The 15,933-nt window shown below is 50.2% G+C and carries 16 protein-coding genes; 9 read left to right on the top strand and 7 right to left on the bottom strand.

The genetic code is table 11. The annotated features are described in order from the left end of the window. The first annotated feature begins 31 nt into the window (after positions 1 to 31). From flgM to E1B03_RS05750, 9 genes are all read left to right on the top strand, one after another. Positions 32 to 319 (top strand): flagellar biosynthesis anti-sigma factor FlgM, encoded by a 288-nt coding sequence (gene flgM, locus E1B03_RS05790; protein WP_048236484.1) that lies wholly within the window; start codon positions 32 to 34, stop codon positions 317 to 319. A gap of 12 nt (positions 320 to 331) precedes the next feature. Beyond that, positions 332 to 760, top strand: coding sequence for a flagellar protein FlgN (gene flgN / locus E1B03_RS05785; RefSeq protein ID WP_103770951.1), 429 nt, complete (start codon positions 332 to 334; stop codon positions 758 to 760). Between the two features lie 133 nt (positions 761 to 893). Further along, positions 894 to 1,838 (top strand): lysine-N-methylase, encoded by a 945-nt coding sequence (locus E1B03_RS05780; protein ID WP_133085824.1) that lies wholly within the window; start codon positions 894 to 896, stop codon positions 1,836 to 1,838. 56 nt (positions 1,839 to 1,894) lie between these two features. After that, positions 1,895 to 4,456, top strand: coding sequence for a glycosyltransferase (locus tag E1B03_RS05775; protein WP_133085823.1), 2,562 nt, complete (start codon positions 1,895 to 1,897; stop codon positions 4,454 to 4,456). A 31-nt stretch (positions 4,457 to 4,487) separates the two neighbouring features. Further along, on the top strand, positions 4,488 to 5,561 hold the full coding sequence (locus E1B03_RS05770) for a glycosyltransferase family 2 protein (RefSeq protein ID WP_165955296.1): 1,074 nt from the start codon (positions 4,488 to 4,490) through the stop codon (positions 5,559 to 5,561). Then, positions 5,561 to 6,676, top strand: a complete 1,116-nt coding sequence (locus E1B03_RS05765) for a DegT/DnrJ/EryC1/StrS family aminotransferase (protein WP_133085822.1) — start codon at positions 5,561 to 5,563, stop codon at positions 6,674 to 6,676. The genes E1B03_RS05770 and E1B03_RS05765 overlap by 1 nt, the downstream gene beginning before the upstream one ends. Beyond that, positions 6,673 to 7,941 (top strand): ATP-grasp domain-containing protein, encoded by a 1,269-nt coding sequence (locus tag E1B03_RS05760; protein ID WP_103770901.1) that lies wholly within the window; start codon positions 6,673 to 6,675, stop codon positions 7,939 to 7,941. The genes E1B03_RS05765 and E1B03_RS05760 overlap by 4 nt, the downstream gene beginning before the upstream one ends. A gap of 1 nt (position 7,942) precedes the next feature. Next, positions 7,943 to 9,133 carry a sulfatase-like hydrolase/transferase gene (locus E1B03_RS05755; protein ID WP_103770900.1) on the top strand — a complete coding sequence of 397 codons (1,191 nt, stop codon included), beginning with the start codon at positions 7,943 to 7,945 and terminating at the stop codon, positions 9,131 to 9,133. Between the two features lie 51 nt (positions 9,134 to 9,184). Continuing rightward, positions 9,185 to 9,916 (top strand): class I SAM-dependent methyltransferase, encoded by a 732-nt coding sequence (locus E1B03_RS05750; protein WP_133085821.1) that lies wholly within the window; start codon positions 9,185 to 9,187, stop codon positions 9,914 to 9,916. Positions 9,917 to 9,973: 57 nt separating this feature from the next. On the opposite strand, the gene E1B03_RS05745 is transcribed toward E1B03_RS05750, so the two are convergent. Genes E1B03_RS05745 through fliE form a run of 7 tightly spaced genes read right to left on the bottom strand, consistent with a single transcriptional unit; the run spans position 9,974 to position 15,899 of the window. After that, a complete protein-coding gene (locus E1B03_RS05745) occupies positions 9,974 to 10,369 on the bottom strand; it encodes an FAD synthase family protein (RefSeq protein ID WP_103770898.1) in 396 nt (131 codons plus the stop codon). Then, positions 10,366 to 10,809: a flagellar export protein FliJ gene (fliJ, locus tag E1B03_RS05740; RefSeq protein WP_103770897.1), complete on the bottom strand. Its 444-nt coding sequence runs from the start codon at positions 10,807 to 10,809 to the stop codon at positions 10,366 to 10,368. Before fliJ ends, E1B03_RS05745 begins: the two co-directional genes overlap by 4 nt. Positions 10,810 to 10,811: 2 nt before the next feature. Next, positions 10,812 to 12,152, bottom strand: a complete 1,341-nt coding sequence (gene fliI, locus E1B03_RS05735; protein WP_103770896.1) for a flagellar protein export ATPase FliI — start codon at positions 12,150 to 12,152, stop codon at positions 10,812 to 10,814. Continuing rightward, entirely contained in the window at positions 12,145 to 12,855 is a 711-nt protein-coding gene (gene fliH, locus E1B03_RS05730) for a flagellar assembly protein FliH (protein ID WP_103770895.1), read from the bottom strand. The genes fliI and fliH overlap by 8 nt, the downstream gene beginning before the upstream one ends. Positions 12,856 to 12,858: 3 nt before the next feature. Continuing rightward, entirely contained in the window at positions 12,859 to 13,875 is a 1,017-nt protein-coding gene (locus E1B03_RS05725; protein WP_003838846.1) for a flagellar motor switch protein FliG, read from the bottom strand. Beyond that, positions 13,853 to 15,532, bottom strand: a complete 1,680-nt coding sequence (fliF, locus tag E1B03_RS05720) for a flagellar basal-body MS-ring/collar protein FliF (protein ID WP_133085820.1) — start codon at positions 15,530 to 15,532, stop codon at positions 13,853 to 13,855. The genes E1B03_RS05725 and fliF overlap by 23 nt, the downstream gene beginning before the upstream one ends. Positions 15,533 to 15,536: 4 nt before the next feature. Continuing rightward, on the bottom strand, positions 15,537 to 15,899 hold the full coding sequence (fliE, locus tag E1B03_RS05715) for a flagellar hook-basal body complex protein FliE (protein WP_016149599.1): 363 nt from the start codon (positions 15,897 to 15,899) through the stop codon (positions 15,537 to 15,539). Between the last annotated feature and the right edge of the window lie 34 nt (positions 15,900 to 15,933).

Below are 15,933 nucleotides of genomic sequence, written 5' to 3'. Positions count from 1 at the left end.
ACCAACCCAACGAAATATGTACGAGGTTGCTATGAAAATTACCCCGACTCTGCCAGGCAATCGCCCTGCATCAACAGCCGATCAGGCGCGTTCAGACAAGAGCAGCGTGCAGACGAGTACGTCCAACACTACGACGCTTTCCGCCGACGATATTACTCAGGCGGGATTACAAACGGCGCAGCAAACGCTGAACAGCGATCCGCAAAGCGACGTTGATTACGACAAAGTGGCGCAAATGCAGGCCATGCTGGCCGCAGGCGATATGCAGGTTGATACCCAGCAGTTGGCTGGCGACATGCTCAGCTTTTTCCAGAAATAAGAGGCCAAAATTGTGAGTAGCAGGCTACAGCAGGTGAAAACTCTGCTTCAGGGCATCCGGGAGGACGGGACGCGATATGACGCGCTCAGACACCAGTTGGAACAACAACGTCTGTGCATGATTCGCCGCGCCAGTGAAGAACTGCTGGCGGTCAACGACACCATTCAACAGCATTATGAGCAGTTGCAAAACAGCAGCCAGCAGCGCCGGTCAATCCTGCAGTTGCTGGGCGTAAGCGTCGATCGTGCAGGGATGGAACAGGTATTTAGCTGGTTACCCGGCGTACAGAAAAGTGCCGCAGAGGGCTGGTGGCAGAGCCTTGAGCAAAAAGCCAAACGCTGCAAAGCGTACAACGAAAAAAACGGCGATCTGCTGATCCGCCAGTATGAATTTATTCAGGCTTTTTTAGGCACCGAGCCGGATTTTATTTACCAGCGCTAAAACTTCCTTCCCTGACGCGGAAACCCGCTTTCCGCACTCAATCTAACCAATTGATATAAATAGAATAAAAATTCAGGCATGGATATTGCATTGATATAACCAGTTTGAATATTGGGATTGCTGAGAACACGTTATGAGTATGATTGATTGCTATGAACCCGACTTTGTCCGGGTGTTTTTATCCCACCATCCGGATTCCGTTTTACTGGCCAACATACGCTGGAAAACGGAAGTACGTCAGAGTCTGGTATTAACCGATCCGGCCTGCTGCCAGGCGGCATTAGGCGATCCCAACGCCTTTGTACTGCATACCTCGCAATGTGCAGCCGATGCAGACAGCCCGGCGTTATCCCAACGCGATCAGGTACTTAATCAATCTGCTCTGCATACCATCACGCTTCCCGGTTTGTCACCGGAGCTGCGCCTGTATGCGCTGGGCATCATGCTCTCTTTTTCCGAGAAATGCCCTGGCGACAGCGACCCTACGCTTGAGAAGCTGGCCTCGCTGCCGCAGGTTCTGGCTGACCATGCGCAAAGCGGAAAACTGCAGGAGCAGTTCGCGCAGTTGCCCAGCCTGCCCCAGCTGCAGCGGGAGCTGATCACCCAAATGGGCAACTGTGAGTTCAATTGGGATCTGTTGCCGGATAGCACGCGCAAGCTGAGCTTACCTCTGCAGGTCAGCCTGCTGATGCTCCAGGATGCAAACAGTGAAGCTATGCTCCAGCAGCAGTTGCAGGATCAATGGTTACATACCTATGAGCGCTACTTTGCCCAGGACGCATGGATATTCAGTAACTATCTGATTTATCGCCTGTATCACGACACATTCCCACAGCACGAGAGTGAAAGCGTACTGCAGCGTTTCTTCTGGCTGGTGGCTGACGTCTTTATGCTGCGCACACTGTTTAGCCTGTGGACGATGGATGATTCTACGCTGAGCCATGACGAAATTTATGCACTTTTCGCGATAGTTGAAGACTGGCGAAACCGCAGCGATGCCGCCGCAGTACGTCAACAGATTCAGAATTTACTGCCGGGAGATCATCTGCTCTCGGCGTTCTCCCTGCTTACACGTTAGCGCCTGTTGGCCGGGTGAATACCCGGCCCTTTTTCGAATCGCGAATACACATCACCATGTCTGAATCCTCCAAAGCACGTTCCGCCCTGACCGGCATCGTTAAAACGCTCGACACTGGCCGCGAAAAACCGTTTGTCAGCGTCATTACACCAACGTGGAACCGCGCCGCTTTCTTACCCTATTTGCTGTATATGTTCCGTTATCAGGACTACCCTGCCGACCGCCGGGAGCTGGTGATCCTGGATGATTCTCCGCAAAGCAATCAGTCGATCATTGACAGACTGACGCAGAATCATCCGGAGAAATTTAATATTCGTTATATCTACCATGCGGAAAAACTGACGCTGGGCAAAAAGCGCAATATGCTCAATGCGCTGGCGTTAGGCGAATATATTCTCTGCATGGACGACGATGATTATTATCCGGCGGATAAGATCTCTTACACCATCGATATGATGCAACGCCATCGGGCGTTGATTTCCGGTTCCGATCAGATCCCTATCTGGTACAGCCATATCAACCGCCTGTTCAAAAGCCGCAGCTTTGGCCCGCAGAACATTCTCAACGGTACCTTTTGCTATCACCGCAATTATTTAAAAAAACACCGTTACGATGATGAATGCAACTTAGGCGAAGAAGAAGGATTCACCAACCAATTCACCGCAAACCCACTGCAATTGCCGGGTGAGCGCACCATTATTTGTATCTCGCACAGCCAAAATACGTTCGACAAAGACTTTGTACTGGGAAGCAGCGAGCCGCTGGAAACCACGCTGGGCCAGGCGATTACCGACCCGATGCTAAAAAACTGGTATCAGAGCCTGCATAACGCCACCCATCATCAGCCGATCCAGTGGGATTACATCGATCAGGTGGTGATCGTGAATTTGGATTCACGTCCGGATCGTTTAGCGCACGTCCAGCAAGAGCTGGCGTTTCTCAATTTCCCGGCGCAAAAAGTCACCCGCCTTGCGGCGTCAGTTGCGACTAACGGCCAGACGGGCCGCCGCCAGTCCCATATGCAGGCGCTGCAGCTGGCACAGCGTAACGGCTGGAAAAACTACCTGCTACTTGAAGACGATAGCGTGATCCTGAAGCAGGAAAAGCATATTCGGGTACTCAATTCGCTTCTGCACGCGCTGCCAGGCTTTCCGTGGGAAGTGGTTATCCTCGGCGGGGAAATTAAACAAGGCCGTGAACTCAAAAGCCTCAATGGCATGATCCATGCGCGTGACTGCAATAAGGTTTGCGCCTATCTGGTCAACAGCAGCTATTACCCGGCGCTGGCTCAGCAAATGGAACATGACCTCTCCGATACGCTCGAAGGGCAATGGCAACCGCTGCTGCGTGAAGGGAAATGGCTCTCTTGTTATCCGAGCATCTGCTATCAGCGAGCGGGATACAGCGATATCGAGAAAAAAGAAACCGATAACATCGGCTACTACTTCAACAAAATCAATAAGAAACCTGAGACAGTCAATACGTTGGTAAGCCACTCGCCTGCTACGACATCCACGCAGATAGATGCCATTGGCTTCTATATGGAAACCTCACTGCATTACGCGGTCTACCGCCCCATCATTAGCGAACTGCAAGCGATGGGCCAAACCTGCTCGCTGCTGGTCAGTGACAAAATACCCAAATCGTTTCTCGATGAGATGACCGCGACGATTAAAACCATTAACGATCCTGCGCTCGGTGGAACGCGTCTTTCTGCGATCATTGAGAAGCGTCAGCGCTTCCGGTGCCTGGTCAGCCCTTACTACACACCGTTGCTGAATGGGCTGGCGGATTCCCATGTTCGTACCCTGTATGGCCTGGCGAAAGAAGAGTGGAACCATGCCTGGTGGAACGCCTTTTATCATCGCATCCTGTGCTACAGCCACTATAGCCAGCGTGCGCTTGACATCGGCGGTTGCGCTAAAGTGGTGGGTAATCCCCGTTTCGATGAATGGCATAACCGCACTTACGATACCGCGCTGCCCAACAGCCTGAAGCTGAATGCGAAAAAGCAGACCATCCTGTATGCACCAACCTACGGCGCGCTAAGCTCGCTCCCCCATTGGGCGGAGCAGCTCAGCCGGTTAAGCCATGAATATAATGTCGTTACCAAACTGCATCATGGCACCCAGCACAGGCCGGAAGAAGCCGCCTCGCTGGCACTCGCGCAACGCTACTTAAAAAACAGACTGGACGATCCGCAGCATCTGCTGGCGCTTATTGCGCAGGCGGATTATGTGCTGACGGACAGCAGCGGCTTTATTTTTGACGCCCTTCATATGAATAAACGCGTCATTTTACTGAGCTGGCCGGAGATGAGTTCTCTGCTGGATGGCCAACAAAGTTTCTCGACCCCCGACAGCGCAGATCAGCGCATCCGTAACATCCTTCCGGTGGCACTGGATATACAGACGTTGCGCCATGCACTCTCTTGCGAGTTTGACTGGGCTGCGCTGGAAGCACCATTGGCTGATATTCGCCACCACTATTGCGATGCGTTTATGGATGGTCAGGCGGGGAAACGGGCGGCGCAGGAAATCGTAAAGCTCATCGATGCTTCGCCCCGGCAGCAAAGCAATACGCTGCTGCTCAGTTTGCAACAGAAGCTATTTAGTTGATAACACAATAATTTTCGCCAGAGATTACGCTATGCCAACGCCTTTAGTGAGTATTATCGTTACCAGTTATAACCACGACGCTTTCCTTGAAGAGGCGCTGGATAGCGTCTTTAACCAGACGTGGAAAAACACCGAAGTCATTATCGTCGATGATGCCTCTACCGATCGGTCCGTCGAGATCATAAAAAAATATCAGCAGAAATATAACTGCAAAACGATACTGCGGGAGACCAACTATTATTCGCAGAAGGATAAAACTGGCGATAAACCGATCATCGAAGCCATGAACATGGCCACGGGAAAATATATTGCCGTGGTCGACTCAGACGATCTTATTGTTCCCACTAAAATCTCTCACCAGGTTAATGTGTTAGAGAAAAACCCGCACTGTGTAATGTGCTATAGCGCCATTCAGGTCATCATGCCTGACGGCTCGCGTTTTCCTTACAGCGACATTTTTCTTGATGGCGACGTTTTTCATCATCTGTTGGTTTCCGGAAATCTTAGTCTTTATATCGGATCGTTAATCCGCCGTGAGGCGTACCTGAAGATAGAGCGTTCCGATCCGCAACTGGTCCAGGAAGACTGGGACATGTTTCTGAAACTTTCTCGCCAGGGTCATTTTATTTCAACGCAGCGTTTAGTGGCCTACTACCGTCGACATGACAATAACACCTGGTACAGAAAAGATAACAGCAAATTAATGTACCGAAACAGGATGATGATCCTGAATCAATGGAAACATGAAGACGCCTGGGTAGAAGCGATGAACAGTCGCTGGAAACAATATGCTCACCCCGATCATACGCTGGTCAAGGAAGATATTGATGAACTGTTGATTGAGCGACCAACGGACCCTTTGTTGCATTTCCAGGGTTTTATCGTTGCCGTTCACAATAAAGATGTTACCAAAGCGCAATATCATATTGTGCAAGCCATCATTTATTGTGACGTTCGTCTGGAGATTTTACCGCAATTATATTTCGCGGCCTTAAAGAGCATTACTGATAATAAAATAAAAAACACGATCCTCTCCAGCCTCAAAAGCAGACTGCCCGACCAATACCAACAAATCAGCGCAAAATTCTCTCAGGATCTTCAGTAATGAAACAAGCAGAACCAAACCTTATCACCGTCACCAAACCCTTCTTGCCTCCGCTTGAGGAGTTTATGCCTTATCTGCAAGAGATCTGGTCAAGTAAGCAATTAACAAATAACGGCGTGATGCATCAACTGCTAGAGGAAAAGTTAGCCTCTTATTTGAACGTACCCTATATCTCGCTGTTTTGTAATGCCACCATCGCCTTAATCGCCGCGATGCAAACGCTGCGAATTAAGGGTGAGGTCATTACTACGCCCTATTCTTTTGTTGCCACTACGCACAGTATTCTCTGGAACCAGTTAACGCCGGTATTTGTTGATATTGATCCACACAGCTTTAACATCAACCCCCAGCTGATTGAATCTGCAATTACCGCCAAAACGGGATTGATCATGCCGGTACATGTCTACGGGCAAAGCTGCAACACCACAGAAATTGAAAAAATATCCAATAATTACGGTATTCCTGTTATTTACGATGCGGCGCATGCCTTTGCTGTAGAAGATTGTGGCGGAAGCATTCTACGCCATGGCGATCTTTCCGTACTGAGCTTCCATGCCACCAAAGTGTTCAACACCTTTGAAGGTGGTGCCATCGTTAGCTACGATAAAAAAACCAAACAACGCATCGATTATCTGAAGAACTTTGGTATTGCTGACGAGTTAACCGTTGTCGCACCTGGCATTAATGGAAAAATGAATGAGGTCCAGTCCGCTTTTGGTCTCTTGCAATTACAGTATGTAGATGAGGCGATCGCGAAACGCCAACAAATCGATAAATGTTATCGTGAGCAGTTGGCCAATACACAAGGCATTTTCATTCCTGCAGGCAACGCTAATCACAAGAGTAACTACAGCTATTTCCCGATCCTCGTGCGTCCTGATTATAAAATGTCGCGGGATGCGTTATACGATCATCTCAAAAGCCATAACATCTTAACGCGGCGGTATTTCTACCCCCTGCTGTCTAATCTCAACATGTACAAAAACATGTCTGGCGCCAATAAAGAGATGCTGCCAGTAGCAAACCAAATCGCCGAACAGGTGCTGTGCCTGCCGATTTATCCAGATATGACATCCGCTGAACTTAGCACCATTATCGAGCTGATTACCGCATGATCAATGTCCTTATCTTCCCCGCGGGAACCGAGATTGGGCGTGAGATATACCTGTCTCTGCGCAACGAGAAAAACATTAATCTGGTTTTGGCTGGTGCCGACTACGATAGCCATGCCCGCCACTACGCTTGCGAATACCATGTCGTGCCGGATGTTACGCATCAGGATGGGTTACCCGTCTTGCAGGCATTACTTGTCCAAGAAAGTATTGATTATATTTTTCCGGCTCATGATGACGCCCTTCTTTTTCTTTCTGAAAACCGGGAAGTGCTTTCCGCTACGGTACTCTGCCCATCGCAGGAAACATGCCGCATCACGCGGTTTAAAAGTAAAACCTACCAGGCGCTTAAGGATACGGTCCCTCTTCCAGCCGTATTCAATGATCCCAAAGAGATCGCGCACTGGCCCGTATTTGTCAAACCCGACCGCGGGCAAGGTGCGCAAGGAGCTTTGCGGGTTGATTCCCCAGAGAGGCTGGCATCGGTTCTCGCACAGAGAAATGACCTGATCATATGTGAATATTTAAACGGTGAAGAATTCACCGTGGACTGTTTTTCCGATCGCGTGCAGGGGTTATTGTTTTGCCAACCACGCGTACGCTCGCGGATACGAGCCGGTATTGCGATGACTTCCGCATTAGTCAGCCTGCCGGAAGTTGAAACTTACGCACGTGCTATATCACAGCGATTACAGTTATACGGCGCATGGTTTTTTCAGTTGAAGCGTTCTGCCTCGGGTATGCTGACATTACTGGAAGTTGCTCCGCGAATTGCTGGAACAATGGCGCTCAACCGCGCCAATGGCATCAATTTCGCCATGCTGACATTGTACGAAAGTATGCGCGTTAACGTCTCGCTGCGCCCGCTCGCTGAAAACCTGCAAATTACCCGCAGCTTAGCCAATCACTATACGTATGATTTTACCTACCGGCATGTGTACATCGACTACGATGATACGGTAGTGCTAAAAGATAAACTCTGCGTGCCTGTCTTCACCTTTCTCTGCCAGTGTCTGAATCGCGGAATAAAAATTCATCTCATCACGCGTCATACCGGTGATATTTACGCTGAACTGGCGCAACGGCGGATTAACGCTTTATTTGACACCGTCACCCACCTGGGTAAACACGATAAAAAAAGTGATTATATTCACGAACCCGACGCCATATTTATCGATGACAGTTTTCGCGAGCGGCAGGACGTTTCCTCTGTCACCGGCATTCCTGTCTTCGACATCAGCATGCTCGAACTATTAATATGTGAATAACATGAAAAAAAACATTATATTTTTGCATCTTGAAAGTCTTAATCACACGATTTTTAATAATCGACAGTGGTTTCCTTTTACTAATAAAATCTATAACCAGTCGCTGCGATTTAATAACTTTATCTCGACGGCAACCTCCTCACTGATGGCGTTAAGCGACCTCTTACACGGGGATGACAATACGTTAGAGCATAATACCCATCTTGAGGAAAACATCTCCATTCATCGACACTGTCCCGCGCTTTTCGATACTTTAAAGCAGCACGGATACACCACAGCAGGTATGGGATACCCAAAAAACTGGGCAAATGTCGATGCAATCTGGAGTGAAACAGATACCTTTAACTGGTATGACACATCGAAAATAATGCTGGCAGAAATGCAGCAGGTCGTGTCGCGGCCGGAACCCTTTGCGCTCTACTTATGGAATCTCAGTAGCCATCTTTGTTATTACGACGACATCAAAAAAGGAGGCGCTAACAGCCTCGAACGCTGGCAGCGCGGTTATCAAAGCATGGATTTTATGGTCGGCCAGACCATTAAAATGCTACTGGAATCCCAAAAACTCGATAATACAATTATCGTCGCCTTTGGCGATCATGGTGATGACTTTTGGGGACATGACTTTTATGGCGGCTATGCCCATGGTATTGAACCGTATACATCATTAGTACATACCCCAGCGTTTATTTTTTGTCCTGGAATGAAATCGGCTGATTTAAATCATATGGTTAGCATGGTTGATATCTATAATACGGTTTTGACATTAGCAAATGTACCTTCAACGAGTTGTGACAATAAGTTTTTTGCCTTAACCCCGCAACGTAAAGTCTGCTTTAGCCGAAATCTATTTGCACAACAAAAAAGCCAACACCAGGGAAGCCCCTTAAAAAAAGGTTATGCTATCACCAATGAATATTTTCATTTGATGAAAGTAGATAGTAAATTCAAGATGTTTCTATGGAAAACCGATCCGGCAAACCAGTTAGATATTTTAACATTATTAAAAGATAGTAAGTCAGGTACTCCATACCTCGATCTCAAAAAGGTGGACCGACAGCGTATGGGTGGGGCCCATCCTCATATCACGCATTTTTTCTCAGCGGATATGGCGCAGGTATTAGCTGATAACTTTCATCATCTACAGCAACAACTGGATTCATGGATCGATAGTAAAAAAAGCCATAAATGAAGAAAAGTCACTTCCTGCCCTAAAAATACATTGAGATTATTGAGACGATTCATGAAATTACATTCGACACCATCCCCCCAATGCAAAATTTGCGATTCATCACCAGAACTCTATGGAGTGACTGACTTTAATGTATCTTGCTATGGCAACAATGTGCATAGATACAACTATCCTCTCAGCGGCCATGCTATCTATTATTATAAATGCAAAAACTGCGGTTTAATATATACCCACGCTTTTGATACATGGTCTGATGATGATTATTCCCAGCATATATACAATGCAGAGTATACTAAACATGATCCCAATTTTATCTCTAAAAGGTCTACCCATAACTTCAATTTGCTGCACAATGCTTTCAAAAATCTCAAAAGTTTTCGCATGATTGATTTTGGCTGCGGCGACGGTCAACTGGTAAAGTTGCTAAAAGAATATGGTACTGATGCTGTTGGCTGGGATCCATTTAATAATTCAGCACCAATGCCAGAGGAAAGATTCGAGTTTATGACTTCATTTGAAGTCATGGAGCATACGCCAACGCCAGTCAAAACAATGGAGATTATAGACTCTCTTCTGGATCAAGAGAATGGGAAATACTTCTTTTCAACTCTCACAAATGACTTACACCTGGCTGAGTTAATGAACTTTTGGTATATAGCTCCACGAAATGGTCATATTACTATTCATTCAAACAAATCTCTTGATATCCTCTTCGCTAAATTTGGAATGAAAGTAAAACACATTTCAGAACTATATCACTTGGCTTATAAACACCGTGATTAACGGTCTACTCCTTACTTCATAAAAATTCAGTCAGGAAATACTATCACTTATAATTTCTTATTTAAATTTCTTCACCACCTCAATTATTGAGGTGGTCGAAATCGATGGCGTTCTGGGAAAATAAACCACTTCGCACAGGTACGACAAACTATCAAAGCGTCCTGCCCAGTCATCGCCCATCACCAGCGTATCGGCATTAAACTGGCGAATATAATCCGCTTTTTGCTCCAGCGACTCTTCAAGGAACACGCTGTCCACACATTTCAGTCCGGCAACAATCCCCATGCGATCGCTTTGGCTGTAAACCGGCATCCGGCCTTTTTTCTGCATATTTAGCGCATCGGAAGAGATACCGACGATCAGTCGCTCCCCCAACTGCCCGGCGCGTTGCAGAATACGCAGGTGCCCGATATGAAAAACATCAAACGTGCCGAAAGTAATAATCGTTTTCATATCCGTCCCAGCGTCTTTTGCCTTAGCCAACATTGCGCGGCAATCTCATCAACGGCTTTTTGCTCTTTTACCAGCGCCTCATTGCTTAACTCGTAGCGCTTATCATCGAGCGTCATGGCGACAATTTTCTCTTCGCAGGCCGCCGCAACAAGGTTTTTCTGAATACGCTGCTCTTTGATTTTAGCCAGCGTTTTCTCCTGCTCCTGCCAGGCAATCACCGTGCGCAACGTACCTTTGTATCCGGTCACATTTTTGAGCGATTCAACGGAAGGCGCATCAACGCCGATGCCGGTTTTTTGGATCAGGTAGCCCAGCGCTTTGATGTTATTGTCAAAACCAGTACAAACCTGCTGCTGTTTAGCCAGTTGTACCGTCATGTCTTTGACCGATTTATCCCGTAGGCGCTGCAACTGCGCCAGGGTATCAATAATTTGCCGCATGATTATTTACCTTCCGTTTTCTTCGCCAGCGGAAACAGAGCCTGTAAGCGGCTTTGCACCAGCTCCAGAGAGGCCGGTTCACTGACTTCCTGGCGCAGAAAACGCTCGATGGCAGGGAATACTTTGACGGCCTTATCCACGCTGGGATCGGCCCCAGCAACATATCCGCCCAACGGGATCAGCGGTTTAATTTCCATATAGGCGGCATAGTTTTGTTTCAGCAAACGGGCCGACTGTTGGTGATCGTGGGGCGTTACCTGGGTCATGCATCGACTGATCGACTGACCAATATCAATGGCGGGATAATGTCCGGCCTCCGCCAGCTTACGGGTCAATACGATATGCCCGTCCAGCACCGCACGCGCGCAATCGACGATCGGATCCTGCTGATCGTCTCCTTCCGCCAGTACCGTGTAAATGGCGGTCATAGATCCTTCACTTTCACTGTTGCCCGCACTTTCCACAAGCTTAGGGATCATGCCGAACGCCGACGGCGGATAGCCTTTCGTCGCCGGAGGTTCACCCAGTGACAGCGCAATCTCACGCTGCGCCATGGCATAACGGGTTAACGAATCCACCAGCAGTAAAACGTGATGTCCACGATCGCGAAACCAGGCGGCGATAGAGTGGCAAAGCTCGGTGGCTTTCAAGCGCATTAACGGCGACTCATCCGCCGGTGCCGCCACAATAATAGATTTTGCTAACCCTTCCGCGCCCAGCGAGTGATCGATAAACTCCTTCACCTCGCGACCACGCTCGCCAATTAACCCCACCACCACGATATCGGCCTTGGTCTGGCGGGTGATCATCCCTAACAGCACGCTTTTTCCCACACCGCTACCGGCCATCAGGCCCACGCGCTGGCCTTTGCCGATAGTGAGCAGACCGTTGATTGCTTTCACGCCGACATCCAGCGGTTGATTCACCGACCGGCGTGTGAGGGGGTTGATAGAAGGCGCCTGAGGCGGCAATACGTCATTACCCGTCAGACGCCCTTTGGCATCCAGCGGTTCGCCCAGGCCATTGACTACCCGCCCCAGCCAGCTTTCGCTTATCAGGATCTCCTGAGCTTTTTCTTCGGGGAAAACGCGCGCGCCCGCCATCAGTCCAACGGGGTGCTTGAAAGGCATCAGGTAGGTGATATCGCGGTTAAACCCCACCGCCTGCGCGTCGATCAACGTATGGTTGGCGCTTTCGACGCGACACAGTTGGCCAGTCACCAGCGGGCAGCCCACGCTCTCCAGCAAAATGCCGTTCACGCGCACCAGCCGCCCGGCAACCCGGGCTAAAGGGATCGACTCAATGGAGCGCAGCGCGTTGTCAAAGCAGGATAGGTCACTCACCCGTCGGCTCCGGCAGAAGCGATTCTTTCAACGCCGACATGCATTGGTCGAGCCGATGCTCGCAGCCAATATCCAGCTCGGACTTATCGGTAATCACCCGACACTCGCCCGCCTGCAAATCGGAGGATGGCGTCAGGCCCCATTCAGCGACCTTCTCCGGCGCGGCATCTTTAATGCGGTTAAATTCTTCATTACTCAGCAGGACCTGTAGCGACTCGGGCGTCGCCGGAAAGGCCGAAATCGCCTCTTCAACCAGCGATAGTAGCTGCGTCGGTTGCAGCGCCAGCTCACAGCGAATCACCTGGCGGGTGACCTTTTCCACCAGCTGCAGCAGGTCTTCCCGCTGTTTACGCTGAATGTGCGCCAGGTAATCGTTCACTTTGTCGGAGATAACTGCCAGCGGCTGCGCTGCCCGCTCAAACTGCTTACGCCCTTCCTGCTGTCCGGCCAGGCTGCCTTCAGTGTATCCCTGACGACGGCCTTCATCGTGCCCCTTCTGATGACCTTCCTGAAAACCCTGCTCCTGGCCTTCGGTCATCCCCTGTTCAAAGCCTTTTTGCAGACCTTCCTGGAAGCCGTCCATCAGTTGGCGCTGATAATCCGCCGGCGTGATCCCCGGCGTGAGCTGTTCAGCCTGCAAATGGCGCTGGCGTGGAGGAAAGCGGTGCAGTCGGTAACGACCACGAATAGTTTCAATCGCCATGTGTTACTCCGCCGTCTGTTCAGCAAACAGCTGAAGCTGAATTTCACCCGCTTCCTCAAGCTCGCGGGCAATCCCCATGATTTCACGGCGGATCTGTTCAATGCGGCTCACCGGAACCGGACCCAGGCGCGACGTTATCGCTTCCAGTTGTTGTACCTGACGCTTAGGCATGACGGCATAAATCGAACGGCGCAACAGTGCTTCGGTACCTTTCAGCGCGACCGCCCAGTCTTCCATCGGGACTTCATCAAGGAGACGACGGCGCACTTCATCGCTTTGGCGGCTCAGGATGAAGAAGTCGTACATTTCGTCCTGCAACTGTTCGAGGACATCTTCATCGCGTTCGCGCAACTGATCGAGGATCACCTGCTGATTCCCCTGGAAGCGGTTTACGATATCCGCGGCCTGCTTGATCCCTTTCACTTTCGAACCATGTTCGGACAACACCGACAGCCCACGTTCGATCAACCGATCCAACTCATCCACCACGTCGCGGTTCACATCGTTGAGTTTGGCAACCCGATAGAGGATCTCGTTTTGCACCGACTCATTCATGTAAGACAGTACCGTGGCCGAGATCTCCGGCGTCAGGAAGGCAAGGAATACGGCCTGCAATTGCAAATGTTCTTCTGAGATCAGTATCGCCAGCTGGCGCGGTTCCACCCACTGCAAACGCGCCATCCGCGAGCGGATCTCATCACCGTAAATGCCGTTGATCACGCTGCTGGCGATTTCTGTTCCCAGCGCTTTATTGAGGATCCCTTGCAGCATGGAACGCGAGGCGCCGTTGATGCCGCTCTGCTCGCGGAACTCATCAAAAAAGTTATTGATCACTTTTTTCGCCATGCTGGTTTTTACGCCAGACAGACGCGCCATGTTTTCGCTCAGACGAACGACCTCTTCGCGGCTGAGCTTCTGCATCACCGTGGCTGCCGCCTCCTCGCCCAGACACAGCAATAAAATTGCGGCCTGCTCGAGGTAGCTGTTGTTACTGCCGTTATTTATTGTCAATTCGCTCATTGCTGGTAATCCATTGTCTGAGAACTTCAGCTACGCGATCGGTGTCGCTCATCGCCAGTTTTTGCAGGAACTCCAGCTTCACTTCCAGACCAGAGCTCTGCGAAGGCAGGCTGTCGTCACCAGGGAAAGAAGGCAGTTCGATATTTTTGCGTTCATCTTCAGCAGCCGCAAAATGGGGTTTCTCCGCAGGAATTGCTATCGGTACAGTATCCAGCGCCAACTCTGGTGCTGTGGTACGGCGACGTTCAACGGTCAACCGTTTCATGACCGGACGAACAACAAACAGCAGCAACAGCAGAGCCAGCAGGCCGCAACCAATCAGGCGCACCCAGGCCAGAATGCTGTCATCCTTCCACAAAGGAACCACCGGCTCGACGGGGATCGACTGCGGTACAAAATTAAGCAGTGATAAGGACAGATTATCGCCACGCTTGGCATCAATCCCGGCTGCGTTATTCAACAGCGCCGTCAACTGCGTGGTTTGTTCCGGTTTCCAGTTTTTCAATGCCGGCGCGCTCTGGTTAAGCACCACGGCCACATTCAAACGTTTGATATCGAATCCTGGGTGCTGGATATGCTCAACGCTACGATCCCAGGAATAGTCGCGCTTGTTCTCGCTATGTTTTGATAGCGCGGCTGGCTGGCGAGATTCCTCTGGCTCAGTTCCATTGGCACCATTCGCCACCTGGTTTGCCGCCAACGGTGGACGGTTACTCAGTGAGCCAGGGATCCCCATGGCGATTTGGTTGGTATCGCTATCGAGTACCGTTTCTTCACGATTTACCTTCGGCGTATCACCGTAATGCTCCTGGGTTTCGTCGATATTGCTCAGATCGAGATCCGGCATCACGCTCACCCGGTAGTTGCCGGTGCCGACCAGAGAGTCGAGGACATTTGCGAGACTGGCACGGGTCTTATCCTGAATATCTTTAAGGATCTGGTCGCGCTTACGCGTCGCCGCAGAAACGGCTTCTCCCGCGCCAATACCGTCGGACAGTAAATTCCCCGCCTGATCGACAACGCTAACCTTCGACGCATTCAGATTGGGCACGCTGCCGGACACCAGATGCACAATGGCATTGACCTGGTCCATATCCAGCTTGCTGCCGTAATGCAGACGCACCACGACCGAGGCGCTGTTTTGCGGCTCATCGCTGACGACAAATGAACTCTCTTCATTTAGCGCCAGATGCACGCGGGCGCTCTCGACGGCGTCCAGCGTCATGATGCTCTGCGCCAGTTCGCCTTCCAGACTCCGCTTGTAACGGACGTTTTGCACAAACTGACTGGCACCCAACACTTCGTCTTTATCCATCAGCTCGTAGCCGCTGGGCAGCATGGCCTGCACGCCTTTCGCCGCCAGCGTCATCCGCGTTTTCGACAGCGCGTCTTCCGGAACCAAAATTTGCCCGCTCTGCGGGTCGATACGGTATTCCAGCTTTTCGCCATCCAACACGGTGACTATCTGTGAAACCGGAAGATTTTCCTGGCTACCGTACAGCGAAACATAGCCATGGTTACCGTTCCACAGCACGCTGACAATGATGGCGGTAGCCGCAAGCGCCGCAGCCGCCACCAGCACCAGGCGTTTATTACCATCCAACTTGAAAGAGAACGAGGGTAAAAGCTGAGTGAGTTTTTTTATTAATTCATTCATAGCGTTAGACTGACATGCTCATCAGGTCATTGAATCCGGAAGCAACTTTATTTCTGACCTGTACCAGCGCAGAAAACGATAACGATGCCTGTTGACTGGCAATCATGGCCCCCGCCAGGTCGTCACTTTTCCCCATCTCAATGGCCGTTTGTTTTTGCTCCGCGACCTGCTGGAATTGATCAACATGATTCAACGCGCCTTGCATAACGCGGTCGAACGAGACCGGAGAAGATGCCGATTGGGCGCCCACGGCGTTAATCTGCATCGGCGAAAGGACGGGCGCCTGGGCGACCGCTTTCATCTGCTGCATGTCCTGCATCATTTGCGTCTGCATGGTACTGGCTGGGGCTATCGTATTTATGCTCATGACCTACTCTTAAAATTAAAAAAGCGTTTTCGGT

The organism is Citrobacter arsenatis (assembly GCF_004353845.1).
Lineage (GTDB): Bacteria > Pseudomonadota > Gammaproteobacteria > Enterobacterales > Enterobacteriaceae > Citrobacter > Citrobacter arsenatis.
Note: the sequence above shows the minus strand (reverse complement) of the source record. Positions and strands in the feature narration are given on the sequence as shown.

Bases quoted from the DNA above. Each gene is read 5' to 3' on its own strand.
- flgM (WP_048236484.1), top strand. From the start codon at position 32: ATGAAAATTACCCCGACTCTGCCAGGCAATCGCCCTGCATCAACAGCC.
- E1B03_RS05780 (WP_133085824.1), top strand. From the start codon at position 894: ATGAGTATGATTGATTGCTATGAACCCGACTTTGTCCGGGTGTTTTTA.
- E1B03_RS05775 (WP_133085823.1), top strand. From the start codon at position 1,895: ATGTCTGAATCCTCCAAAGCACGTTCCGCCCTGACCGGCATCGTTAAA.
- E1B03_RS05770 (WP_165955296.1), top strand. From the start codon at position 4,488: ATGCCAACGCCTTTAGTGAGTATTATCGTTACCAGTTATAACCACGAC.
- E1B03_RS05765 (WP_133085822.1), top strand. From the start codon at position 5,561: ATGAAACAAGCAGAACCAAACCTTATCACCGTCACCAAACCCTTCTTG.
- E1B03_RS05760 (WP_103770901.1), top strand. From the start codon at position 6,673: ATGATCAATGTCCTTATCTTCCCCGCGGGAACCGAGATTGGGCGTGAG.
- E1B03_RS05755 (WP_103770900.1), top strand. From the start codon at position 7,943: ATGAAAAAAAACATTATATTTTTGCATCTTGAAAGTCTTAATCACACG.
- E1B03_RS05750 (WP_133085821.1), top strand. From the start codon at position 9,185: ATGAAATTACATTCGACACCATCCCCCCAATGCAAAATTTGCGATTCA.
- E1B03_RS05745 (WP_103770898.1), bottom strand. From the start codon at position 10,369: ATGAAAACGATTATTACTTTCGGCACGTTTGATGTTTTTCATATCGGG.
- fliJ (WP_103770897.1), bottom strand. From the start codon at position 10,809: ATGCGGCAAATTATTGATACCCTGGCGCAGTTGCAGCGCCTACGGGAT.
- fliH (WP_103770895.1), bottom strand. From the start codon at position 12,855: ATGGCGATTGAAACTATTCGTGGTCGTTACCGACTGCACCGCTTTCCT.
- E1B03_RS05725 (WP_003838846.1), bottom strand. From the start codon at position 13,875: ATGAGCGAATTGACAATAAATAACGGCAGTAACAACAGCTACCTCGAG.
- fliF (WP_133085820.1), bottom strand. From the start codon at position 15,532: ATGAATGAATTAATAAAAAAACTCACTCAGCTTTTACCCTCGTTCTCT.
- fliE (WP_016149599.1), bottom strand. From the start codon at position 15,899: ATGAGCATAAATACGATAGCCCCAGCCAGTACCATGCAGACGCAAATG.